The 20,961-nt window shown below is 51.0% G+C and carries 18 protein-coding genes; 6 read left to right on the top strand and 12 right to left on the bottom strand.

Features of this window, described 5'->3' with window-relative positions; genetic code table 11:
- Positions 1-33 precede the first annotated feature (33 nt).
- Together rsmH and mraZ are read right to left on the bottom strand one after the other, a co-directional pair.
- On the bottom strand, positions 34-975 hold the full coding sequence (gene rsmH, locus L2712_RS13810) for a 16S rRNA (cytosine(1402)-N(4))-methyltransferase RsmH (protein WP_033539378.1): 942 nt from the start codon (positions 973-975) through the stop codon (positions 34-36).
- A gap of 33 nt (positions 976-1,008) precedes the next feature.
- Positions 1,009-1,467 carry a division/cell wall cluster transcriptional repressor MraZ gene (mraZ, locus tag L2712_RS13805; protein WP_033539377.1) on the bottom strand — a complete coding sequence of 153 codons (459 nt, stop codon included), beginning with the start codon at positions 1,465-1,467 and terminating at the stop codon, positions 1,009-1,011.
- Positions 1,468-1,876: 409 nt separating this feature from the next.
- Here mraZ and L2712_RS13800 point away from each other — a divergent pair, with 409 nt between their 5' ends.
- The 3 genes from L2712_RS13800 (at position 1,877) to L2712_RS13790 (ending at position 4,037) form a co-directional block, all read left to right on the top strand.
- Positions 1,877-2,587 carry a peptidase gene (locus L2712_RS13800; protein WP_248978109.1) on the top strand — a complete coding sequence of 237 codons (711 nt, stop codon included), beginning with the start codon at positions 1,877-1,879 and terminating at the stop codon, positions 2,585-2,587.
- On the top strand, positions 2,584-3,654 hold the full coding sequence (locus L2712_RS13795) for a PepSY domain-containing protein (RefSeq protein WP_248978108.1): 1,071 nt from the start codon (positions 2,584-2,586) through the stop codon (positions 3,652-3,654). Before L2712_RS13800 ends, L2712_RS13795 begins: the two co-directional genes overlap by 4 nt.
- A gap of 86 nt (positions 3,655-3,740) precedes the next feature.
- Positions 3,741-4,037, top strand: a complete 297-nt coding sequence (locus L2712_RS13790; RefSeq protein ID WP_088905572.1) for a hypothetical protein — start codon at positions 3,741-3,743, stop codon at positions 4,035-4,037.
- 3 nt (positions 4,038-4,040) lie between these two features.
- Here the strand turns inward: L2712_RS13790 and glpK are convergent, their stop codons facing one another.
- From glpK to leuA, 7 genes are all read right to left on the bottom strand, one after another.
- Complete coding sequence (gene glpK / locus L2712_RS13785) at positions 4,041-5,537, bottom strand: glycerol kinase GlpK (protein ID WP_248978107.1); 1,497 nt, start codon at positions 5,535-5,537, stop codon at positions 4,041-4,043.
- Between the two features lie 11 nt (positions 5,538-5,548).
- A complete protein-coding gene (locus tag L2712_RS13780) occupies positions 5,549-6,040 on the bottom strand; it encodes a nuclear transport factor 2 family protein (protein ID WP_248978106.1) in 492 nt (163 codons plus the stop codon).
- A 208-nt stretch (positions 6,041-6,248) separates the two neighbouring features.
- A complete protein-coding gene (locus L2712_RS13775) occupies positions 6,249-7,601 on the bottom strand; it encodes an outer membrane protein transport protein (protein ID WP_248978105.1) in 1,353 nt (450 codons plus the stop codon).
- A gap of 506 nt (positions 7,602-8,107) precedes the next feature.
- Positions 8,108-8,713, bottom strand: coding sequence for a 3-isopropylmalate dehydratase small subunit (gene leuD, locus L2712_RS13770; RefSeq protein ID WP_033539371.1), 606 nt, complete (start codon positions 8,711-8,713; stop codon positions 8,108-8,110).
- 8 nt (positions 8,714-8,721) lie between these two features.
- Complete coding sequence (leuC, locus tag L2712_RS13765; protein ID WP_248978104.1) at positions 8,722-10,122, bottom strand: 3-isopropylmalate dehydratase large subunit; 1,401 nt, start codon at positions 10,120-10,122, stop codon at positions 8,722-8,724.
- Complete coding sequence (gene leuB, locus L2712_RS13760; RefSeq protein WP_033539369.1) at positions 10,122-11,216, bottom strand: 3-isopropylmalate dehydrogenase; 1,095 nt, start codon at positions 11,214-11,216, stop codon at positions 10,122-10,124. The genes leuC and leuB overlap by 1 nt, the downstream gene beginning before the upstream one ends.
- Before the next feature lie 56 nt (positions 11,217-11,272).
- Positions 11,273-12,844 carry a 2-isopropylmalate synthase gene (leuA, locus tag L2712_RS13755; RefSeq protein ID WP_033539368.1) on the bottom strand — a complete coding sequence of 524 codons (1,572 nt, stop codon included), beginning with the start codon at positions 12,842-12,844 and terminating at the stop codon, positions 11,273-11,275.
- A 512-nt stretch (positions 12,845-13,356) separates the two neighbouring features.
- On the opposite strand from leuA, the gene L2712_RS13750 reads away from it, so the two are divergent.
- Complete coding sequence (locus L2712_RS13750; protein ID WP_248978103.1) at positions 13,357-15,105, top strand: tetratricopeptide repeat protein; 1,749 nt, start codon at positions 13,357-13,359, stop codon at positions 15,103-15,105.
- A 24-nt stretch (positions 15,106-15,129) separates the two neighbouring features.
- Here L2712_RS13750 and recQ read toward each other — a convergent pair whose 3' ends face one another.
- Positions 15,130-16,962, bottom strand: coding sequence for a DNA helicase RecQ (gene recQ, locus L2712_RS13745; RefSeq protein WP_033539367.1), 1,833 nt, complete (start codon positions 16,960-16,962; stop codon positions 15,130-15,132).
- Between the two features lie 187 nt (positions 16,963-17,149).
- Here recQ and L2712_RS13740 point away from each other — a divergent pair, with 187 nt between their 5' ends.
- On the top strand, positions 17,150-17,614 hold the full coding sequence (locus L2712_RS13740) for a thioesterase family protein (protein WP_033539366.1): 465 nt from the start codon (positions 17,150-17,152) through the stop codon (positions 17,612-17,614).
- Between the two features lie 155 nt (positions 17,615-17,769).
- The gene (rarD, locus tag L2712_RS13735; RefSeq protein ID WP_248978102.1) at positions 17,770-18,657 is read left to right on the top strand and encodes an EamA family transporter RarD; all 888 of its coding nucleotides are present in this window, start codon (positions 17,770-17,772) and stop codon (positions 18,655-18,657) included.
- On the opposite strand, the gene L2712_RS13730 is transcribed toward rarD, so the two are convergent.
- Both L2712_RS13730 and argA read right to left on the bottom strand, forming a co-directional pair.
- The gene (locus L2712_RS13730) at positions 18,628-19,167 is read right to left on the bottom strand and encodes a hypothetical protein (RefSeq protein ID WP_248978101.1); all 540 of its coding nucleotides are present in this window, start codon (positions 19,165-19,167) and stop codon (positions 18,628-18,630) included. The two genes, rarD and L2712_RS13730, sit on opposite strands and share 30 nt — an antisense overlap.
- 200 nt (positions 19,168-19,367) lie before the next feature.
- Positions 19,368-20,687, bottom strand: a complete 1,320-nt coding sequence (gene argA / locus L2712_RS13725; RefSeq protein ID WP_088905581.1) for an amino-acid N-acetyltransferase — start codon at positions 20,685-20,687, stop codon at positions 19,368-19,370.
- Positions 20,688-20,961: the final 274 nt, after the last annotated feature.

Below are 20,961 nucleotides of genomic sequence, written 5' to 3'. Positions count from 1 at the left end.
GTTCCCCTAGTCTCTTACGTCTGCTCGACAGGATTAGTAATCTAATCGCTCCGCGATACGCAACACTGAGCTACGCGCTCTGGCATTGCGGTCAATCTCTTCTGCCGACGGTTTAATCGCCTTACCGACAGCCTTTAGTAAACGTGTCTTATTAATCTCCGCTTCGGTGATCGGCAGTCCATGGGGCACTGATTCCCCCTGACTATGCCGACGAATAAAGCGCTTCACCATACGGTCTTCTAACGAGTGGAAACTGATCACCGACAGACGACCCTGCGGCGCTAATACGGTAACCGCCCCTTCCAGCGCCTGATCTATCTGCTCAAGCTCACTATTGATATAGATACGGATCGCCTGAAACACACGCGTCGCCGGATGCTTGTTACGTTCCTTACTCTTGCTCACTCTAGCGATCAGGTCGGCCAAATCTTTAGTGCGCAAAAACGGGGTTTTCTCTCTATCGGCAGCGATACAGCGAGCAATATGGCGGGCATTTTTCTCTTCACCATAGGTTTTAAACACCCAGGCCATGTCTTCTATTTCGGCGCGGGCCAACCACTGGGCCGCCGTCTCTCCCTGGGAGTTATCCATGCGCATATCCAGTGGACCATCACGCAGGAAACTAAAGCCGCGCTCAGCATCATCCAGCTGCGGCGATGAGACGCCAAAATCGAATAAAATGCCATCGATCTTGCCTCGCAGGCCCAGGTCATCAACATATTGCGCCAGCTGACCGAAGCCACCATGAACGATAGAGAAACGCGCATCGTCGGCAAACTGCTCTGCGGCGGCGATAGCTTGAGGATCGCGATCGATAGCGATCAGGCGGCCATCAGGGCCCAGCTGCTTGAGCACTTCACGTGAATGACCACCGCGGCCAAAGGTCCCATCGATATAGATACCATCAGGCTTAATATTGAGTCCGGCTACCGTTTCCGTCAGCAGCACAGATAAATGCGCAAATTCTTGAGTCATCGCTCTCTTCTTTAACTTATGGTTATTCTCTTACTACAAAGAGAAGTCCGCCAAACGCTCACTATTGGCAAAGGCATCGCTTTGAATCGTTTCACGGCTAAGTTCAATCTGTTGCTGCCAGGCCGCTTCATCCCACAGCTCAAACTTGTTCAACTGCCCCACCAGCATCGCGTGCTTTTCCAGGTTGGCGTATTGACGTAGCGGTGGAGGAAGTAAAATGCGACCATTGCTATCTAACTCACATTCATGGGCATAACCGAGTAACAGGCGCTTCATGGCGCGCTCGGGTCCCTGAGTATCTGACAGCAATAACAGCTTGGCTTCTATCTGTTTCCAAGCCTCGAGTGGATAGATGAGTAAACAGGCGGCATCGAAGTCGACCGTGATCACCAGCTGGCTATTAAATTCGACGTGCAGGCTCTCACGGTATCGCTTTGGAATCGCGATCCGGCCTTTGGCGTCAAGATTAATAGCACTCGCTCCACGAAACACGTTAGCTCGTCCTTGTTTTGGTTAATAGATCCACAAATATCCACAATTTCCCACAAATGCTAAGTTTAGAGATAGTGTGCAAGCATTGTCAAGGGATGCCACCATTTAAAAAGCCAGTATTCAAGCGGGTTAGCAGCCAGTTTGTAAATTTGTAACTACAGTCTCATGGAGGGCTTTTTGTGGGTGAGTCGAGGGTAAATATGTTGAAAAAACAATCAGAAGTGGTGGGCCTACAGACTTTGCATGATCAATAAGTGGATCGCCATCCCAAATTTCGCCGTAAAATGTCCACCGATTGTGTCGTAGCGATCCCTGCGGGTTTGTTCGCCACGCTCTCCTTGTGTCGCAGCCCTTTCTGGCTTGCTCTGAGGTGATTTAATCCCTATGATGGCCAATAAAAATTCTAATTATGCTAAATCCTCAACAAAGCCGTTGGCTGCGAAAATCACACAAATGGTTGACCCTGTTCTTAGGGGCACAATTACTCATCTGGTTAGTTTCAGGTCTCTACATGGTGCTTATGGATATCGACTTTATCCATGGCGACCATCTGGTGGATGATAGCTCCCTAACCATAGATCCCCATCAGTTGCAGATCTCCCCCGCCACCATGTTGGCAAGCTATCCCGATGCAACTCAGCTTGAGTTACTGCCAACGGCACTTGGGGCCGTATATAAACTCAGCCTAGCTGATGGGCCCCGCTATTTCTCTGCCCAAAATGGAGAACCGCTAGCACAACTGAGTCAACAACAAGCCATGCTGGTTGCGGCCAAGCTCTATCGCGGCGATATAACCCAAGCCAGCAGCCAGCTGTTAACCGACTCGGCACCCGACGAGATAGGCAGCAGACGATTACCCCTGTGGCAGATCGATTTTAACGACTCAAGCCATTCGCGCTTCTATATTTCCGCCACCAGTGGTGAGCTGGTTGCCAAGCGTCATGACTACTGGCGCCTGTTCGATCTCATGTGGATGTTGCATATCATGGATTATGATACCCGAGAAGATGTTCACAACCCGCTACTGACAGCTTTTAGTCTATTGGCGCTACTGACGGCGCTCTCTGGAGCCCTATTATTGCTTGTCGCCTTTAAGCGCGGCGAGGAGGCCAACGTATGATGAACGCGAGAAGTCTGCATCGCATTCTGGGGCTCATCGTCGGCGTCCAGCTCCTTATATGGACCCTTACAGGCCTGGCCTTCAACCTGATTAACGATGAGTATTTAAGCGCGAATACCCAGAGAACTAAGCCCACTCAAGCCAGCAGTTTAATTCAGCCCCAGGTTACGCTGAGCGATATCGCCGCGCAAACAAAAGCCGATACCATCACACGTATCAAGCTGGAAACCCTATTTGATCGCCCCATTTACCGCGTAAAACTAAGCGATGGCACTCAGGCCTTTTGGGCTGACACTGGTGAACAAGTCAATCTTAATCATCAACAACTGACTGAGCTTGCTCAGCAAAGCTACTCGGGTGAGGGCCAATTATCGATGCCAGTGCTCGATAAAGACGCTGCCCAGCGCTACGGCGGCAGCAAGGAGTTCTACCGTTTCGATACTCAGGACCAGCGCGGCACACAGATCTTTGTCGACGGCAATACAGGCCTGGTTAAGGCCCATGAAAACAACGGCTCACAGCTCAAACAGCTGCTGTTTATGCTGCATTTTATCGACTATTTCCCCAACAATGGCGTGAGTTTTAATCATGTCGCAACTCAGATGATTGCGCTGGCCGCTTTACTGCTTGGCCTAAGTGGCACCTGGCTACTGGTGCGTAAGCTACTGGCTGGGGACTATGTGAGCTGGCGTGCCAAGCGTCAGGGGCAGTCGCTGACCCTACTCTCTCCTGATGGCGAGCAGCTTGAGACGATTGCGCTGACCCAAGACAACCTCATGGACAATTTAAACCATGGCCAGATGCGTGTCCCAAGCCAGTGTGGTGGTGGGGGTCATTGCGGTATGTGCCGTATTCGCTTTGTTGACGATGCGCCTCCGGCCACTCCTGAAGAGCAAGCCCGTCTCAAAGAGGACCAACTGGCAGCGGGAGTTCGCCTCAGTTGTCAGCAAAAGGCGACTCATGCTCGGCTTGCCCTCACCAGTCGCGCTCAGCTGAGATTTTGGCAAAAGGCGCAGTATGAAGCTTGCGAAGCACAAGCGACTTCGCCATCCCAACGCCCGACATGAACCAAATAGCAGAATTCGCCTAAAATTTAACCATTGGCGGCCGATAAATAGATTAAGCGAGATGATTAATCTAAAGAGGAGGAGCGATGGTTGCCCTGGATAGCCTGTATGCCATGTTAGCGCGCCCGGTAAAACAGGTGGTGAAACGCAAGCGAGTGGTAGAGCAGACTGAACACACGGATCCTATTCATGCCGATAGTCATGAGGCGCCGCAGTCACAGCTGCCACCTCACCTTGAACGTCGTCGACATGGAGAAAGGCGAATTAACTCAAGACCCGGCAGAGAAGATCGCCGGGGACAGGCGAGACGCCAGCAGGCGCAGAAACAGGCCGAAGAAGAAGCACTGGACTCGCCACTGCCTCGTATCGATATTGACGTTTAAGGATTAACTCGCTGATTCACCAGTGACTTGCGCAACTGCCCGTTTCCAACCCAAATAAAGCGCCTCACGCTCCTCATCGGCGATGGTAGGCTTAAAGCAACGCTCGACACCGGCCTTGTGCTTCAACTCGGCCGTCGACTGCCAGAAACCCACGGCTAAGCCCGCTAAAAATGCCGCCCCCATGGCCGTAGTTTCGGTCACCTTGGGTCGCTGCACCTCAACATCGGTAATGTCCGCCTGAAACTGCATCAGGAAATCATTGGCTACCGCGCCGCCATCGACCTTCAACTGTTTAAGCTGCACACCACTGTCTTTAGTCATGGCATCGAGAAGATCCCGGCTCTGATAGGCGATCGCCTCGAGTGCGGCACGAATGATATGGTTACGATTGGCGCCTCTGGAGAGGCCGACCAAGGCGCCACGGGCACTGGCATCCCAATAAGGCGCGCCCAAACCCACAAAGGCTGGTACCAGGTACACACCATTGTTGTCATTCACCTTGAGGGCAAAGTATTCGGTATCCTGAGCATCACGAATAAGTCCGAGTTCATCACGCAACCATTGAATGGTAGCGCCCCCCATAAATACCGAGCCTTCCAGGGCATAATTAACCTCCCCCTTGGGTCCCACGGCAATGGTGGTTAATAGACCATGGTTGGACTGCACCGCCTGCAACCCAGTGTTCATCAGCAGGAAACAACCTGTACCATAGGTATTCTTCGCCATCCCCTCATCGATACACAGCTGGCCAAATAGGGCTGACTGTTGATCGCCCGCCATGCCAGCTACAGGGATCTCGCCGCCCTCACCTGCAATACGGGTCTTGCCATACACGGCGCAGGAAGGCTTAACCTCAGGCAGAATGCTCGCAGGAATATCTAATGCCTCGAGTAACCGAGTGTCCCAGGTCTGTTGATGAATGTTGTAGAGCATGGTGCGCGACGCGTTGGTCGGATCGGTGACATGCACCTTACCCTCGGTGAGCTTCCACACCAGCCAAGTATCTATGGTGCCAAACAGCAAGTCACCGGCCTCGGCCTTCTCTCTGGCCCCTTCGACATTGTCGAGGATCCAGCGGATCTTAGTCGCCGAAAAATAGGGGTCTAGCACCAGTCCGGTATTCTGCCGGATATACTCTTCATAGCCCGATGCCTTCAACGCCTCACATAAGGGTTGGCTGCGGCGACACTGCCAGACGATGGCGTTATAGACGGGCTTACCTGTGGTTTTGTCCCACAAGATGGTGGTTTCCCGTTGGTTGGTGATACCTATACCAGCCACCTCATCGCTGTGGATCCCGGCTCTGGCCAGCGCCTCAATTAGGGTTGAGCTTTGGGAGGACCAGATCTCCATGGGATCGTGTTCCACCCAGCCCGCCTTGGGGTAGATCTGCGAAAACTCGCGCTGTGACACCGCCACTATATTAGCGTCATGATCGAAGATAATGGTACGTGAACTGGTTGTGCCCTGATCGAGCGCGATAACATACTTCTGCTGCACTAAGGCCTCCGCTACTGCTGATTAGGCTGAATCGGATCTAACTCTGGAATCGCTAATACCTCTTCAGTCGTCTCTAGCTGCTCATCACAGGCATGGGCGGGCAGATACCAAAACTCGGCGATCTTGCCATCCTGAACACGGAAATTACCAATGCTGCACTGGCTAAGCAGCTCACCGTCGTTCTCCCAAGTCACACGCTCGACCGTGCTGACAAAGTGAGAAGAGTCGATCAGTTGCAGTATGGTGGCCTGAGCCCCGGTAAGGGTTTCAAAATAATCTGTCATGGCGGCGCCAAACTGCGCCTTGTCTGAGGTTTCAACCTCTATATTAGTGCCAGAGATATGCATCCAGCGTACATCATCGGTCACATGGTTGAGCATCTGCTCGACACTGTGCTGGTTGTAGGCATCGATGAATCCCTTAACCACTTGCGTCGTACTCGGATCGGCGGAGGCCGACAACGGAAGTAACGCTATGCTTGCAGCCAGAAGAAAGGGTTTCATGGGACACCTCTTATTGTTGGTTCATCCTGACTGGCAGACGCTATAGCTGCAAGCAACAGGTAATGAATAGATTAAATTTAACTAAAAATACGTTGATAATTAGACGAATATAATCCTATGAAGTTCAGATATCCAATAAATATTCAGATAAAAAAATGCCTCACTTAAGTGAGGCATTATGCTTGAGTCAAACTTGACCTCAATCGACTTACATCTTGTAGCTCAGCTGAGCCCCCACCAACCAGACATCACCACTCGCATCACCGCTAAAGCTCACTTGAGCCAGGTTCATCAGGTTCATTGTCTCATCGATAGGTGCATCACCGTGTGCCTTAATATAGGTCACGGCTAAGTCTAGCGTCAGATTCTTAGTGGCCTGATAACCCGCGCCAAAACTAAGCCATAGACGGTCTGAATCAGGAATCGTAATTGTACGGTACTCATCTTCAACCGCCGTCTTATCCAGAGCCACGCCACCGCGCACTAACCACTTATCACTGAGTTGATAAGTGGTACCCAAGGCAAAACGCCAGTTATCTTTAAAGTTTTCTACTTTTACTAAGTCTGACTCTAAACCGCCAAGTGGCTTCTGCTCACCTGGGAAGTAAGCCACCAGGCTGTCGAACACACTCCACTGAGTCCAGTTAATGCTGGCATGCATCGCCCAGTTGTCAGTTAATTGGTGATGAGAGGCCAGCTCAGCAAAGGCTGGTAGCTCGAGTGGCACATACCCCTCAATATCGAGATCTTGACCACCATCATAGACAAGCCCAGATGCGTGACCGTCCAGTTCCAGCTCAACGCCGCTATGATAGGCAACACCTATGCGGTGAGCGGGATTGATCTGCCAGCTGGCACCCAACTGCCAACCAAAACTAATATCATCGCCTTCCATTACTTTCAGACTGGTTCCACCTGGTGGCAGTGCGCCAGCCACTTCGGCAGGCAGTGTCGGAATCGCCTTAATACCGTCAACCCAAGCTGGGGTTGAGGCGCCAATCTTACCTTCACCATAAACGACACGCAGACCGGCACCGATAGAAACCGCATCTGTCACCTTGTAAGCCAGGTTCGGATTAAATTCGACTGTTGTCACTGAAGTTTCATTACCGAAAATCGCAGTTGGGTGAGTGCTGGGTACTTCGGTCGCCAGACCATAATTAGAGTTAACCGCTAACCCCCAGGTCCACTGGTCGTTTAGCTGATTAGAATAGTAAAAGTTAGGCACCAGGGCATTACCGGCCACATCTAAGGCATCGGCATTCATGGTGACAGGCTGATTACCCAGCACAGGCGAGGCCAAAGTCAGATCGCCTTCGACATCGACGTTTGGCATGACATAAATTCCACCAACGGACAGCTGACGTCCCTCAAGGTAGGTCAACATCGCAGGGTTGCGGGCTTGGGCGGCAGCGTTATCGGCCATGGCGGCTTCACCCGCAAAGGCACGGCCTAAACCAGTAGCAGAATATTCGGCAAGTTGAAATCCAGCAGCGTGAACTTGTGATAGTGGCGCAGCGATGGCAGCAACTACAGCTAAAGATAAAATATGCTTTTTCATCATGGCTCTCTTGTTATTATGACGACTTAGAGTAAAGGCTCCAGTCATTAAGTGAGCCGCAGTCTACTGATACAGAATATCTTTACAAGCAGATAATGAATTTAAGCGAATTATGCTAACAAAAACGTTCAAATAGAGTGCAAAACGGATAGATATCGCGCTTTTAAACGCTATCAAAATGAAAAAAATGTGATCTGCGTTCACTAAAATTAGTCAGGTAAACCACACTAAATTAAATATATCTATTTAAAAACAAATGCCTATACAAAAATAAGCAGTGATACATGTGTAAGCCTGAAACCGCTCTCTCAAGCAGCATAAATCACTAGGCAATTAAAACTAACGAATAACAAGCCGAAAGAACAATTGTAAGATATTGAATTTATGAATGTTAGATAGTGAGATAAGGGACAATGTAAACAAAAAGCCGGCCGCAATATCATGCGTCCGGCTTATCGCTTATCACACTCAGTACAAATGTACGCCTAATGATACAGATGAGTGAGCTAGGCTCTCCAACTCGGGATATTTGCCTCGTATTGAGTAATCGCTTCGCCATATCCTAAGCTGATCCCAATGGCATCTAACCCGTTAAGTAGATTATGACGAGCCGACTGAGCGATCTCAAAATGAAATTCAGCCCCCGAAGGCGAGGTAACAGTCTGGGCCTGCAGATCAACGCTAACTTGCGCCCCTTCTTCAGCCTCAACTTCTTGCATTAACTGAGCAACTTCTGCCTCAGTCAAACGCACCGGCAGCAGGCCATTATTGATGGCATTGCCATAAAAGATATCGGCAAAGCTAGGCGCTATGATCACCTTGAGGCCAAAATCGGCCAAGGCCCATGGCGCATGTTCGCGACTCGATCCGCAGCCAAAGTTCTCCTTGGCCAGCAGAATAGAAGCCCCCTGATAACGCGGCTGGTTCAGGCTAAACGAAGGGTTAGGCTGATCGCCGGCATCGTCCAGATAACGCCAGTCATGAAATAGATGAATCCCGAAACCGTCACGGGTGACCTTAGAGAGAAACTGCTTAGGAATGATCTGATCGGTATCGATATTGGCACTGTCGATGATCACCGCAAGCCCTGTGTGTGTGGTAAATGGTTGCATGCTACCTCCTAGTATGGCTTGCGAATATCGACAAAGTGGCCAGCAATCGCCGCGGCGGCGGCCATGGCAGGGCTCACCAAGTGAGTACGGCTTCCGCGCCCCTGACGGCCCTCGAAGTTACGGTTGCTGGTCGAGGCGCAGCGATCGCCTGCCTCCAACCTGTCATCGTTCATCGCCAGACACATAGAACAACCCGGCAGGCGCCACTCAAACCCGGCGTCGATAAAGATCTTATCCAGACCTTCAGCCTCCGCCTGCTCCTTCACCAAGCCAGAGCCAGGTACCACGATAGCCGTGACTCCACCAGCGACCTTACGCCCCTTGGCTTGCTGAGCCGCAGCACGCAGATCTTCGATTCGTGAGTTGGTACAAGAACCGATAAACACCTTGTTGATGCTGACATCTGTCATCTGAGTGCCAGGCGTCAGCGCCACATAATCGAGCGCCTTTTGAATACTGGCTTTAACCGTTGGGTTCGACTCATCCTCAGGATTGGGCACACATTGATCGATCGCCACCACCTGGCCAGGGTTAGTCCCCCAAGTTAGCTGTGGTGCGATATCACTCGCCTCCAACACCACATGGGCATCGAAGTGGGCATCATCATCGGATTTCAGCGACAACCAGGCCTCAACCGCCTGCTGCCAATCTTCACCTTTTGGCGCAAACTCACGGCCTTCGAGGTAATCTATGGTGGTCTGATCCGGCGCGATCATCCCCGCCTTGGCGCCCATCTCGATCGCCATGTTACAAACGGTCATACGTCCTTCCATCGACAGCGCAGAGATCGCCTCACCGCAGAACTCCACCACATAACCTGTGCCGCCATCCATGCCGATCTTGCCTATGATGGCCAGCACGATATCTTTAGCGGTTATCCCCTCGGCAACATGACCACGAACCTCTATTTTCATGGTCTTAGCTTTCAACTGACGCAGGGTTTGGGTGGCCATCACATGCTCCACCTCTGAAGTACCGATACCAAAGGCCAAGGCCCCAAAGGCGCCGTGAGTCGCGGTGTGCGAGTCGCCACACACAATCACAGTGCCAGGCAAGGTAATGCCAAGCTCTGGGCCCATCACATGCACAATACCCTGATTTTTATGGTGAATGTCATAAAGTCTGACGCCAAACTCCTTACAGTTTTGCGCCAGCGTCTCCACCTGAGTGCGCGCCATAGGGCTGAGAGCATCTAAACTGGCACTCTTGGTCGAGGTGTTGTGATCCATGGTGGCGAAGGTCTTTTCTGGCGCCCTTAATTTTCGGCCGGCCACCTTAAGACCACTGAAGGCCTGGGGCGAGGTCACCTCGTGAACCAGATGACGATCCACATAGATAAGCGGCGCTTCCCCTTCGGGGGCAGCAACGATATGGCTATCCCATACCTTTTCATAAAGTGTCTTAGCCATTAGTTTGCCTCTCTGACTGCTTGGGCAATATAGTCGCCCATTTCGCGGGTTGATTTTGCCTTGTCACGCTGATCCGCTGGCAAGAGTTCGCCAGTTAAATAACCATCGCTTAATGCCTTGGCAACCGCATCTTCAATCGCCTTGGCCGCCGCTTCCTCTTTAAGGCTATGACGTAACAGTAGCGCCGCCGACAGGATCTGCGCAACAGGGTTAGCAATGCCCTGCCCTGCGATGTCTGGCGCGCTGCCACCGGCGGGTTCATACAGACCAAAGCCGTCACTATTGAGACTGACCGAAGAGAGCAAGCCCATGGAACCTGTGAGCATAGCGATCTCATCTGAGATGATGTCACCAAACAGGTTTGAGCAGAGCATCACATCAAAATCGAAGGGACGACGCAGTAGCTGCATGGTGGCATTATCGATATAGATATGTTCCAGCTCGACATCAGGGAAATCCTTAGCGACCTCTTCGACCACCTCACGCCATAAGACAGAGCAGGCCAATACGTTGGCCTTATCCACAGAAGTCACCTTCTTACGACGCCCGCGAGCCGCTTCGAAGGCGATCTTCGCGATGCGGCGCACCTCACGGCGGCTGTAACGCATGGTATCGAAAGCTTCCTCTTGCTCTCCCTCTCCCTGACGTCCTTTAGGTTTACCGAAGTAGATACCACCGGTTAACTCGCGCACGCAAAGCACATCGAACCCTTGCGCCGAGATATCGCTGCGCAGGGGCGACATATGTTCCAGGCCAGCATGAAGCTTGGCAGGACGCATATTACAAAACAGCTCGAAATGGCCACGCAGCGGCAACAAGGCACCGCGCTCAGGTTGATCATTGGGTGGCAGATGTTCCCATTTAGGGCCGCCTACCGAGCCAAACAAGATGGCATCGGCGGCCTCACAGCCTTTTAGGGTCGATTCCGGCAACGGACAACCATGATTATCGATGGCAGCACCTCCCACATCGTATTCGCTATATTCAATATCCAACGAAAAACGCTCTTCTACTGCCTTAAGCACCTTACGTGCTTCAGCCATGACTTCCGGGCCTATACCATCACCCGCCAATACTGCGACTTGATAACTCATACCACACCAGACTCCCTGCAATTAATTGATCTTTATTCTGTTATATTGAAAAGCGATTAAACGCCGCCTAACTCGACACGCGCTTGTTTTATTTTATGTTTGTTCTCAGCCACCTTGTCTGCCCGCCAGGTCAAGTTCATCACATGGATAAGCGCCGCCGCAGAAGCTTCAACCACATCGGTTGCCAGGCCGACACCGTGGAAACTCTGATCATGGTACTTGGCGGTGATATCCACCTGCCCCAAGGCATCTTGCCCCTGGCCTTTGGCACTGAGTTGATAGCTACTGATATTGATCTCACAGCCGCTGGCGCGGGCAATCGCCTTGTAGGCGGCATCCACCGGGCCGTTCCCCGTGGCCGCCTCGGTCACTGGATTGCCATCGACCATCAAGGTCACAGTCGCTGTGGCCTTACCCTCAGCCAAGTCAGAGTGCACCACCAATTGCTGAAGTCCATAGTGATTTTCTTCATCACTGCGAGCCTCCATATAGACCAGGGCTTCCAGATCATAGTCGAACACCTGACCCTTCTTGTCCGCTAGCTTAAGGAAAGCCTCATACAGGGTGTCCATATCATAGTCTTGCTCGCCATAGCCCATCTCTTCCATGCGATGCTTGATCACATGGCGGCCCGAGCGAGAGGTCATGTTGAGGTTGTTGCGATTAAGGCCAATGCTCTCTGGCGTCATAATTTCATAAGTATTTTGCGACTTAAGCACACCATCCTGGTGAATACCCGAAGAGTGAGTAAAGGCGTTGGCACCAACGATCGCCTTGTTAGCCTGGACCGGCATATTACATAGCTGGCTCACCAGATTAGAGGTGCGATGGATCTCTTTAGCGTTGATACCCGTCTCCAACCCAAGGCTTGCCTTGCGGGTGGCGATGATCATGGCGATCTCTTCAAGGGAGCAGTTACCGGCGCGCTCGCCGATACCATTGACGGTACATTCAATTTGGCGCGCACCGTGCTGCACTGCGGTGATCGAATTGGCCACCGACAAACCCAGATCGTCATGGCAGTGCACCGAGATCACCGCCTGATCGATATTAGGCACGCGGTTAAACAGGTTTTGAATAATGCCGCCAAATTCGCTCGGCACCGTATAGCCCACGGTATCGGGAATATTGATTGTCTTAGCGCCAGCGTTAATCGCGGCTTCAACCATACGGCATAGATTGTCGATAGGTGTGCGGCCTGCATCTTCACAGGAGAACTCCACATCATCGGTGAAACGACGGGCATATTTCACCGCGCCAACCGCCATCTCCAATACTTGGTCGAACGAGCGCTTAAGCTTACTCTCTACATGAATGGTCGAAGTGGAGATAAAGGTATGAATACGGAACTGATCGGCCACCGACAGCGATTGAGCCGCGGCGTCGATATCTTTTTCCAATGCTCTGGCTAACGCACACACCCGGCTATTCTTGATAGTACGGGCAATGGTTTGTACCGACTCGAAATCACCTGGGGATGAGACGGGAAAACCGACCTCCATCACATCCACGCCCAGACGCTCGAGTGACAGTGCTATCTGCAATTTCTCCTTAACCGTTAAACTCGCTGCTAATGCTTGCTCACCATCGCGTAAGGTCGTATCAAATATTATCACTCGGTTAGACATCTGGTTTCTCCATGGTACGTCTAGGCTCTAATTTTGGGTATTCGTCAAATCCATAAACAAAAAAACCCCGCGTTGTTGAGCGCGGGGTTTATGAATGCTGGTCGTGTTATTAAGCGTGCAACACTACATTCTCCGCGCAGAGACTGCGAGAATGAGAATGAGGAGGTTGAGTAGGGCACGGTTAATGGTCATCATTGTATTCAAAAAAAATAAGTAATTATTCGTTTCATTTCGTTGGACTGATTAATATTTAACGTGTGTCTGGCGAATAGTCAACCCCATATTTTTCAAGTTTGCCACATTAGACCAGATAAAAATCTTGATTAACCGCTCAAATCTAACCAATTATTTGCCAACAAGAGTGACTAAGTGATTAAATTCAGCATACTAGGTCATTTGCCGAGCAATCTATCTGATTCCAATCTTGGGCATTATTTTTTATGCAATTGCTGATGGAAAATCAGTATAATGCCGCGAATGGAAACAGCACACTCGTTCCGGAGTTTTTAAAAATGGATTTTCGTCTCATAGTGTTAAGCCTCAGCCTTTGGCTGATCCCCACTTATGGGAACACTATGACAGAGTTGGATGAGTTGGCCCATAACGTCTACCAATATCCCAACAAGACCCTGACAAAAATCCAGGCGCTGGAACAACGCCTGGATCAAGAAGACACGTCTGAAGAAAATCGGCTTCGACTCTCCATCCTAAAATGTGAAGCCTTTGTGCAGCTAGGTGAAAACGAGGCCGCCATCAATCTTGGCCGCATGAGCGAAGCCAAAGCCAAATCGAACAAGCTTAATCAACTCGGTCCCTATTTTCTAAACTGCATGGCAGCGGCCTACATGGACTATGGCGATCTCAGGCAGGCACTCACCCTACTCGACTCGGCTATCTTCCAGTCACGCGAACAGCAGCAGCCGCAATCACTGGTCAATGGCCTGATGCTAAGAGGCAAGATAGATACCCATATCGAGAGTCAGAGCAGCGCCTTAGAAGATCTGCGCCTTGCCCAGGATATCTACCCAGATACCGAAAAGCAGCAGCCCCAATGGCTGACACCACCTAGGCCATACATTCAACTGGCCATGGCCGAACTGCTAAGAACCAAGGGGCTCTATAACCAGGCGTTCAACTATGCCAAGGGAGGACTAGATAGCGAACAGACCACAGGCAAGGTGAGACTCACCGTCTTGCTGGCTCTCGCTAAAGTCGCCCATTATAACCAAGAGGTTAAGTTTAGGGATGACATGGTACTCGAAGCCAAGATCTTACTACCTGAACTGGCGACTGCCACCGAACTGGCCGAAAGTTACACCCAGCTAGCAGAAATTGAGTTTTTACGAGGCAATGACAAGAGTGCTATTCAACTACTTAATATTGCACTCAACACCTTTGATAAGCAGAAGAAAATTAACGACAGCCTACGGGCCAACCGTCTGCTGGCCAATATTCATTTGGCCAATGGCGAACAGGCGTTAGGAACAGAGTTGATGCAAAAGGCTATTGCCATTGGTGAGCGCACCAACCAGTTTGACGAGCTTGTCTACTGTTATGGTATCTTGAGCCGCTATTTTGCCGATATAGCTCAGTATCAAGAGGCCTATCAATATCAACTAAAACGCTTCGAGATGGCCCAGCGCAGCTATGAGTTCCTTAAAGATACCAGGCTACTACAGATAAAGGCTCAGCTTGGACGTTACCAACAACTCGCACAGGCCAATCAACCTAAGCCTATCAAGCTTGATGCCCACATCAGCGACAGCTATGGCCTCATCGGCATCCTGGTGCTCTTCCTGCTACTGACGCTGTTTATTCTGCTCAACCGTATCAGAACGCCTAAGGCGCCGCTGCCACAGAGTCAAAGAGATGAGCCGATGAGCACTCAGGAGAAGATGGAAGCGCTGTTGGCCAGTGCTAAACAAATTGGCTTTCCCATCACCATCTTACTGATCAATCCCAGCCATCTTGCTATGGCAGATTATGAGAAACTGCAGACCAGGCTGGCCCAGAAAATACGCCAGCAGGATATATTATTGAGCACCAGCGCCGATCAAATTCTGATCATGCTGCCCTTCACCTCATTACCGGGGGCGCAGTTGATTGGGCGACAGTTGAGCGCCATCATAGAGCCTCTGCAAAATGGCACTCGCGTCAGTATGGGAATGGCGGTCATGCAGCATCACGATACTCTCTCTTCCCTGGTCAAACGAGCCAGTGTCGATCAACTCAGTAAGTACAGCGGCCAACAGGCTCACTAGCCTAATCGCTTGCCTATAGCTGCATTACCCTCGGGTAATGTAATCGCTGATCTCGTCGAGAAACTCGCCGCCGAAACGGTTCAGCTTGGTCTCGCCCACCCCATTGACCGCCAGCATCTCTGCAGGACTGGTGGGCACCATAGCCGCCATCTCCGCCAGAGTGGCGTCGTTAAACACCAGGTAGGGAGGCACATCCAGCTCCTCGGCCAGGCTGCGGCGTAACAATTTCAAGCGAGCAAACAACTTTCTATCGTAATTTAGCGGCGCCCGGCTACTGCTACGGCGTTTCACATGTGTGGTGATACTTATTCTAGGCTCTGCCAGCTGCAAGGCTATTTCGCCCTTAAGCACTGCCCGCGCCTGAGGATTAAGCTTAATGGCGGACCCTCGGGTGATATCTTGACTGGCAAAGCCTAAGTGTATGATTTGGCGAATGATACTGAGCCAAAATTCATGACTTTTATCCTTACCTATGCCCCAGGTTGATAGCTTATCATGGCCACGGTCGACCACTGGCGCAGCCTTAGAACCGCGTAATACCTCAATCAGGTGGTTAATGCCAAACTTCTGCTGCAAACGGAAGATACAAGAAAGCACCTTCTGGGCATCTTCGACGCCATCGTAGCGTTTGGGTGGGTCGAGACAGATATCGCAGTTGCCACAAGGCTCGGACGCACTCTCGTCGAAATAGTGCAGCAATACCTGGCGACGGCAAGTCTGAGCCTCGGCAAAGGCCGCCATGGTATTGAGCTTGTGGTACTCCACCTGTTGCTGGGGTCCAGGTTCTTGCTGCTCGATAAGATGACGCACCCGACCAATGTCGGCGGGGTCGAACAACATAAATGCCTCGGCATCCAGTCCGTCACGACCGGCGCGGCCCGTCTCCTGGTAATAGGCCTCTACGCTCTTGGGAATGTCGTAATGCACGACAAATCGCACGTTAGACTTGTTTATTCCCATGCCAAACGCCACAGTCGCCACCACGATATCCAGTTGATCTTTCAGGAAACGCTCCTGAATATCGGCGCGTTCTTCTTGGGTCTTACCGGCGTGATAGGCATCGGCGTCATAGCCCTGCATGCGCAGGCGATCGGCCACCTCATCGACGCGGCGTCGGCTACTACAGTAGATGATACCGCTATTGCCATTTTGCGCCTGAATAAACTGTCTGAGCTGGTTGGCAGCGTTGAGCTTTTCCGCCACCGTGTAGCGAATATTGGGCCTATCGAAACTGGTGAGCAGCTCATAGGGGGTGATCCCCAGCCGCTGACAGATATCTTCTCGGGTGGCCTTATCGGCAGTGGCGGTGAGCGCCATCATGGGGACCTGGGGAAAATATTGTTTTAACTGCCCTAGGGCTGCATATTCAGGCCTGAAGTCATGTCCCCACTGGGAAATACAGTGCGCCTCGTCGATGGCAAATAAAGAGATCGGCAGGTGGTGCAAACGCTCAATAAAATTTGCCGTCAGCAGGCGCTCGGGCGACACATAAAGGAGCTTCAACTCGCCATTATGCAGTTGCTGGTAGATGCTCATCGCCTCTTCACGCGACTGAGACGAATTAAGAAAAGCCGCCGCTACGCCCATTTGTTTCAGGCTATCGACCTGATCTTTCATCAGGGATATGAGCGGAGAAACCACCAGCGTCAAGCCGGGTAAGATAAGCGCCGGCAGCTGATAGCAAAGACTCTTGCCGCCGCCCGTTGGCATGATCACCAACGAATCACGCCCCTCACAGGCCTGCTCTATTACCTCTCGCTGGCCTGTCCTGAAGGTGCGATAGCCAAACACCGCCTGCAAACAGCTGGCGAGTGGATCGCTATCGGTCGATTCGGGCGTGCTTAAGGCTAAGTCCATGGCGCTAATTTATGGTCAATTTGGCCGCTTATTCTAATCAAGCCAGCCCTGCTTGTCTCAACTCTGCCGAAATTAATTGTTGTTCACAGCCCCTATTTGGTGAAAATTCAGTCATGGGCTTGCTTAGCTTACTGAATTAGCGATAGATTAAATGCTCTAACGAAATAGGCTTAACAAGGAGTGCCCTATGACGACACCTGTACAAGCACAAACCCTCGCCACCGTCGCCGAGATCTTCGATACTAAGGTGCCTTTCCATCAACTGCTTGGCATGGATATTAAGCGTTATGATCTAGAGGGTGTCGAAGTTGAAGTGAAGATGAACAGCAATCTCATCGGCAATATTCATCAGCAGATCCTGCACGGGGGTGTCACCGCAACGGTACTGGACGTAGTAGGCGGTCTGACGGCATTCTCAGGACTGGTGGCCAGTCGTGATGATTGGAGCTTGGAAGACCTGCAAAAGCGCTTACAAACCTTAGGCACCATAGATCTGCGCATCGACTACCTAAGACCCGGTCGCGGCGAGGTGTTTACCGGCACTGGTACAGTGATCCGCGCCGGCAATCGCGTTTCAGTCTGCCGCATGGAGCTGCATAACGAACAAGGCGCTCACATCGCCTTCGGCACCGGCACCTACATGGTGGGCTAACGACAAGGGAGTCCTAGAATGAACTGTCAAGCTAGCGATACTCGCTGGCAAATGACCACTACACAGAACTCCCACAAAGAATCCCCATCGCCGCTTGAGTCAGACCCTCCAGGCGCCTACAATGCCTCTCCTTCATCTTTTTGAAATCCTAAGCTATGGCTGACATCGAGTATCGTAAAGGGGTAGTGCTAGCCATCTGCGCCTACTGCTTTTGGGGCTTTGCTCCTCTGTATTTTAAACTGCTAGATCATGTTTCGGCGACAGAGATCTTGCTACACCGCGTGCTATGGTCTTTTGTGTTCATGCTAGTGTTGATGCAGTTTATCGGCGGCTTTGCCAAGTTAAGGGCGCTGTTTCGTCAACCCAAACAACTGGGCGTGTTAGCGATCACTTCGATTCTGATCGCCGGCAACTGGCTGCTATTTATCTGGGCGATCAACAATGATCATATGCTCGATGCCAGTTTGGGTTACTTTATCAACCCCTTGATTAATGTGCTGCTGGGAATGATCTTCTTGCAGGAGCGACTGCGAAAACTGCAGTGGGCCGCCGTATCACTTGCCTTTACCGGCGTCTTGATCCAGCTTATCTCATTTGGCTCGATTCCTGTGGTTTCTCTGGCACTCGCAGCTTCTTTCGGGCTTTACGGCCTGCTGCGCAAGAAGGTGAATGTCGACGCCAAAACAGGATTACTGGTTGAAACCGCCATACTGGTGCCAGTAGCACTGATCTACTTGGTAGCGAATCTTGAAAGTATCAGCGTGATGGAAAATAGTCTGCAGATGAACTTACTTTTGTTAGCAGCGGGCGTAGTGACCTCCGTCCCGCTACTCTGTTTTGCGGGCGCTGCCACTCGTATCCCGCTATCCATGCTTGGCTTCTTTCAATATATCGGCCCCAGTATCATGTTTATCATGGCCGTTAGCGTGTTTAACGAGCCTTTCGACCTGGAAAAAGGAATCACCTTCGCTTTTATCTGGAGTGCGCTGGTGATCTTTACCCTGGATCTGGCCTTAAAGAGTCGGCGTAAGCAAGCTGGATAACAAAGCCTCGGGACGCTCAACACTCAAGAGAAGCAGATAGCCCTCTGTGGTCGGAAGGACCAGCACTTGCTGGCTATTGGTGACTGACAGCAGGGCTTTATCTGTGTCATTAGTCACCTTCGCCAGCTTGAACCAACCAAGCTGGTAACCCGGTAAACCAACGCCATTGCTGCGGTAACTGATCTGCGGCGCATCCTCATCATCTAGGCTAATAATACTCGCCTGAGACGGCAATAAACTCTCTAGTGGCAACTCAACACCATAAAGCGGGATATCGACCATCATTGCTGTGGGAGTAAGACGCACATTGGCGTTGTGGGCCTTCAAGAACACCCAAGACAATAGACCCAGTACGGCAATCACCATGCCTGAGGCCGCAAATTTAGCACCTTGGGGCATGGGCTTAACCTTGATTAACACTATCACCAAGGCGATGCCAAGCAAGAGTGAAACAAATGCCATGCTGGTCGCCGAATCAAAGGTTGCGAGCGGAAAAATTTGAGATTCCATGTTTAAGTATCCTACAAAAAATGGCTGCTAAGATAAGAACAGCCACAGGTCAAACGCCAATAACAAGCTTGCGCAAAGTCTTATCTCGAGAAATTAGGATTACTATGGGGCTGGCGACATATTATGTCAAGATAGCGCTTTGATATGATCTCGAAGTAAAAAAACCACGCTAAGCGTGGTTTTTTTGGAATCTGTATTTATTAAAGATCTAACGCAAGAATCTTCGACTTGCGCTGATAGTTGTAAAGCTGTTTTTTCTTATTTGGCAGGGCATCAACATCGACTATCTGGAAACCATGTTCAAGGAACCAATGTATGCTGCGTGTCGTGAGCGCAAACAAGCGAGAGTAGCCGCGCACCTTGGCCTGACCTATGATGTTTTTCAGCAATACGCTTCCGCGGTCAGCGTCACGATAATCGGGATGCACCACCAAACAAGCAAACTCACCGGCATTATCTTCTTCGAAAGGATAAAGCGCAGCGCAGCCAATCACCAAACTATCACGCTCGATCAGCATAAACTGCTCTATTTCCATCTCCAGTTGCTCGCGCGAGCGTCTGACCAATATACCCGCTTGCTCTAACGGACGAATAAGATCCAGGACACCACCGATATCGGCAATACTTGCCCGGCGCAGCCGCTCAGCACTCTCAGTGACGATCTGAGTGCCTATACCATCACGGGAGAACAGCTCTTGCAGTAGGGCACCATCATCGAGGTAACTGACAAAGTGACAACGTGCCACGCCGTTACGGCAGGCATCGATACTGGCCTGTAAAAAGGCACGGGTACCCACGCACCAATTATCTTCATCGGTTAGTTCTGACAAAATTCGCTGGGCGTCGGTAGGCATCAGCTCCGCAATCACCTCGCCATTACTGTCTATAATCCCCTCTTTGGCGCTAAAGCCAATCATCTTATCGGCCTTAAGCTTGACCGCAATCTGGGTCGCCACCTCTTCGGCGGTCAGATTAAAACACTCTCCGGTGACCGAAGCCGCCACTGGCCCTAAAAGCACTATGCCATGGTTATCCAGCTGACGTCTTAGACCTGCTACATCGATGCGTCTTACCTTGCCACTCAGGCAGTAATCCACACCATTATCGACGCCCAGGGGCTGAGCAATCACGAAGTTGCCACTCACCACGTTAATTTGTGCCCCCTGCATTGGGGTATTACTCAGGCTCATGGAAAGACGGGCGGTAATGTCCAGTTGCAAACCACCTACAACCTGTTTGATCACCTTGAAGGATTCTTCATCGCTGATGCGTACGCCATTATAGTATTCGGGCTTCAAGTTATGCGCCGCCAGCGCCTCATCGATTTGCGGTCTGGCGCCATGCACTAAGACAATTTTGATCCCCAAGCTATGGAGCAAGGCGATATCGTTAATGATGGAGCGGAACTGACTCTGGGCGAGCGCCTCCCCCCCCAGCATGACCACAAACGTTTTCCCCCTATGTGCATTCACATAGGAAGCAGAATGACGAAACCCCTCGACCAACTCAGTAGTGCGCACGCGCGTAACCTCAACAATAAATATGTGACAACATCGCCACCAAACGAATAACAAGCCAATATTATTGCATTTAAATTCACATTAAAAGCATTTGTTTTCATTATGGGCGATATTTTTCATCACAGGAATAACGCTGGGATAAAGCATAGCAGAACAGGCTTAAATCAGGAGCTTAGCAAGCGAAGGTAAGTGTAAGCGATAGAAACTTCGCCCCTAGAGCAAATAGCAAAGCTCTGGGAAATTTTGGCGGTAAACTATGGGGGGTTTTAATGAA

This window comes from Shewanella marisflavi (assembly GCF_023283925.1).
In the GTDB taxonomy this organism is placed as follows: Bacteria; Pseudomonadota; Gammaproteobacteria; order Enterobacterales; family Shewanellaceae; genus Shewanella; species Shewanella marisflavi.
This window is presented reverse-complemented; position numbering and strand designations above follow the sequence as displayed.

Bases quoted from the DNA above. Each gene is read 5' to 3' on its own strand.
- leuA (WP_033539368.1), bottom strand. From the start codon at position 12,844: ATGTCTAACCGAGTGATAATATTTGATACGACCTTACGCGATGGTGAG.
- L2712_RS13750 (WP_248978103.1), top strand. From the start codon at position 13,357: ATGGATTTTCGTCTCATAGTGTTAAGCCTCAGCCTTTGGCTGATCCCC.
- leuC (WP_248978104.1), bottom strand. From the start codon at position 10,122: ATGGCTAAGACACTTTATGAAAAGGTATGGGATAGCCATATCGTTGCT.
- L2712_RS13740 (WP_033539366.1), top strand. From the start codon at position 17,150: ATGACGACACCTGTACAAGCACAAACCCTCGCCACCGTCGCCGAGATC.
- rarD (WP_248978102.1), top strand. From the start codon at position 17,770: ATGGCTGACATCGAGTATCGTAAAGGGGTAGTGCTAGCCATCTGCGCC.
- leuB (WP_033539369.1), bottom strand. From the start codon at position 11,216: ATGAGTTATCAAGTCGCAGTATTGGCGGGTGATGGTATAGGCCCGGAA.
- L2712_RS13795 (WP_248978108.1), top strand. From the start codon at position 2,584: ATGATGAACGCGAGAAGTCTGCATCGCATTCTGGGGCTCATCGTCGGC.
- L2712_RS13730 (WP_248978101.1), bottom strand. From the start codon at position 19,167: ATGGAATCTCAAATTTTTCCGCTCGCAACCTTTGATTCGGCGACCAGC.
- L2712_RS13800 (WP_248978109.1), top strand. From the start codon at position 1,877: ATGCTAAATCCTCAACAAAGCCGTTGGCTGCGAAAATCACACAAATGG.
- L2712_RS13775 (WP_248978105.1), bottom strand. From the start codon at position 7,601: ATGAAAAAGCATATTTTATCTTTAGCTGTAGTTGCTGCCATCGCTGCG.
- recQ (WP_033539367.1), bottom strand. From the start codon at position 16,962: ATGGACTTAGCCTTAAGCACGCCCGAATCGACCGATAGCGATCCACTC.
- L2712_RS13790 (WP_088905572.1), top strand. From the start codon at position 3,741: ATGGTTGCCCTGGATAGCCTGTATGCCATGTTAGCGCGCCCGGTAAAA.
- rsmH (WP_033539378.1), bottom strand. From the start codon at position 975: ATGACTCAAGAATTTGCGCATTTATCTGTGCTGCTGACGGAAACGGTA.
- leuD (WP_033539371.1), bottom strand. From the start codon at position 8,713: ATGCAACCATTTACCACACACACAGGGCTTGCGGTGATCATCGACAGT.
- L2712_RS13780 (WP_248978106.1), bottom strand. From the start codon at position 6,040: ATGAAACCCTTTCTTCTGGCTGCAAGCATAGCGTTACTTCCGTTGTCG.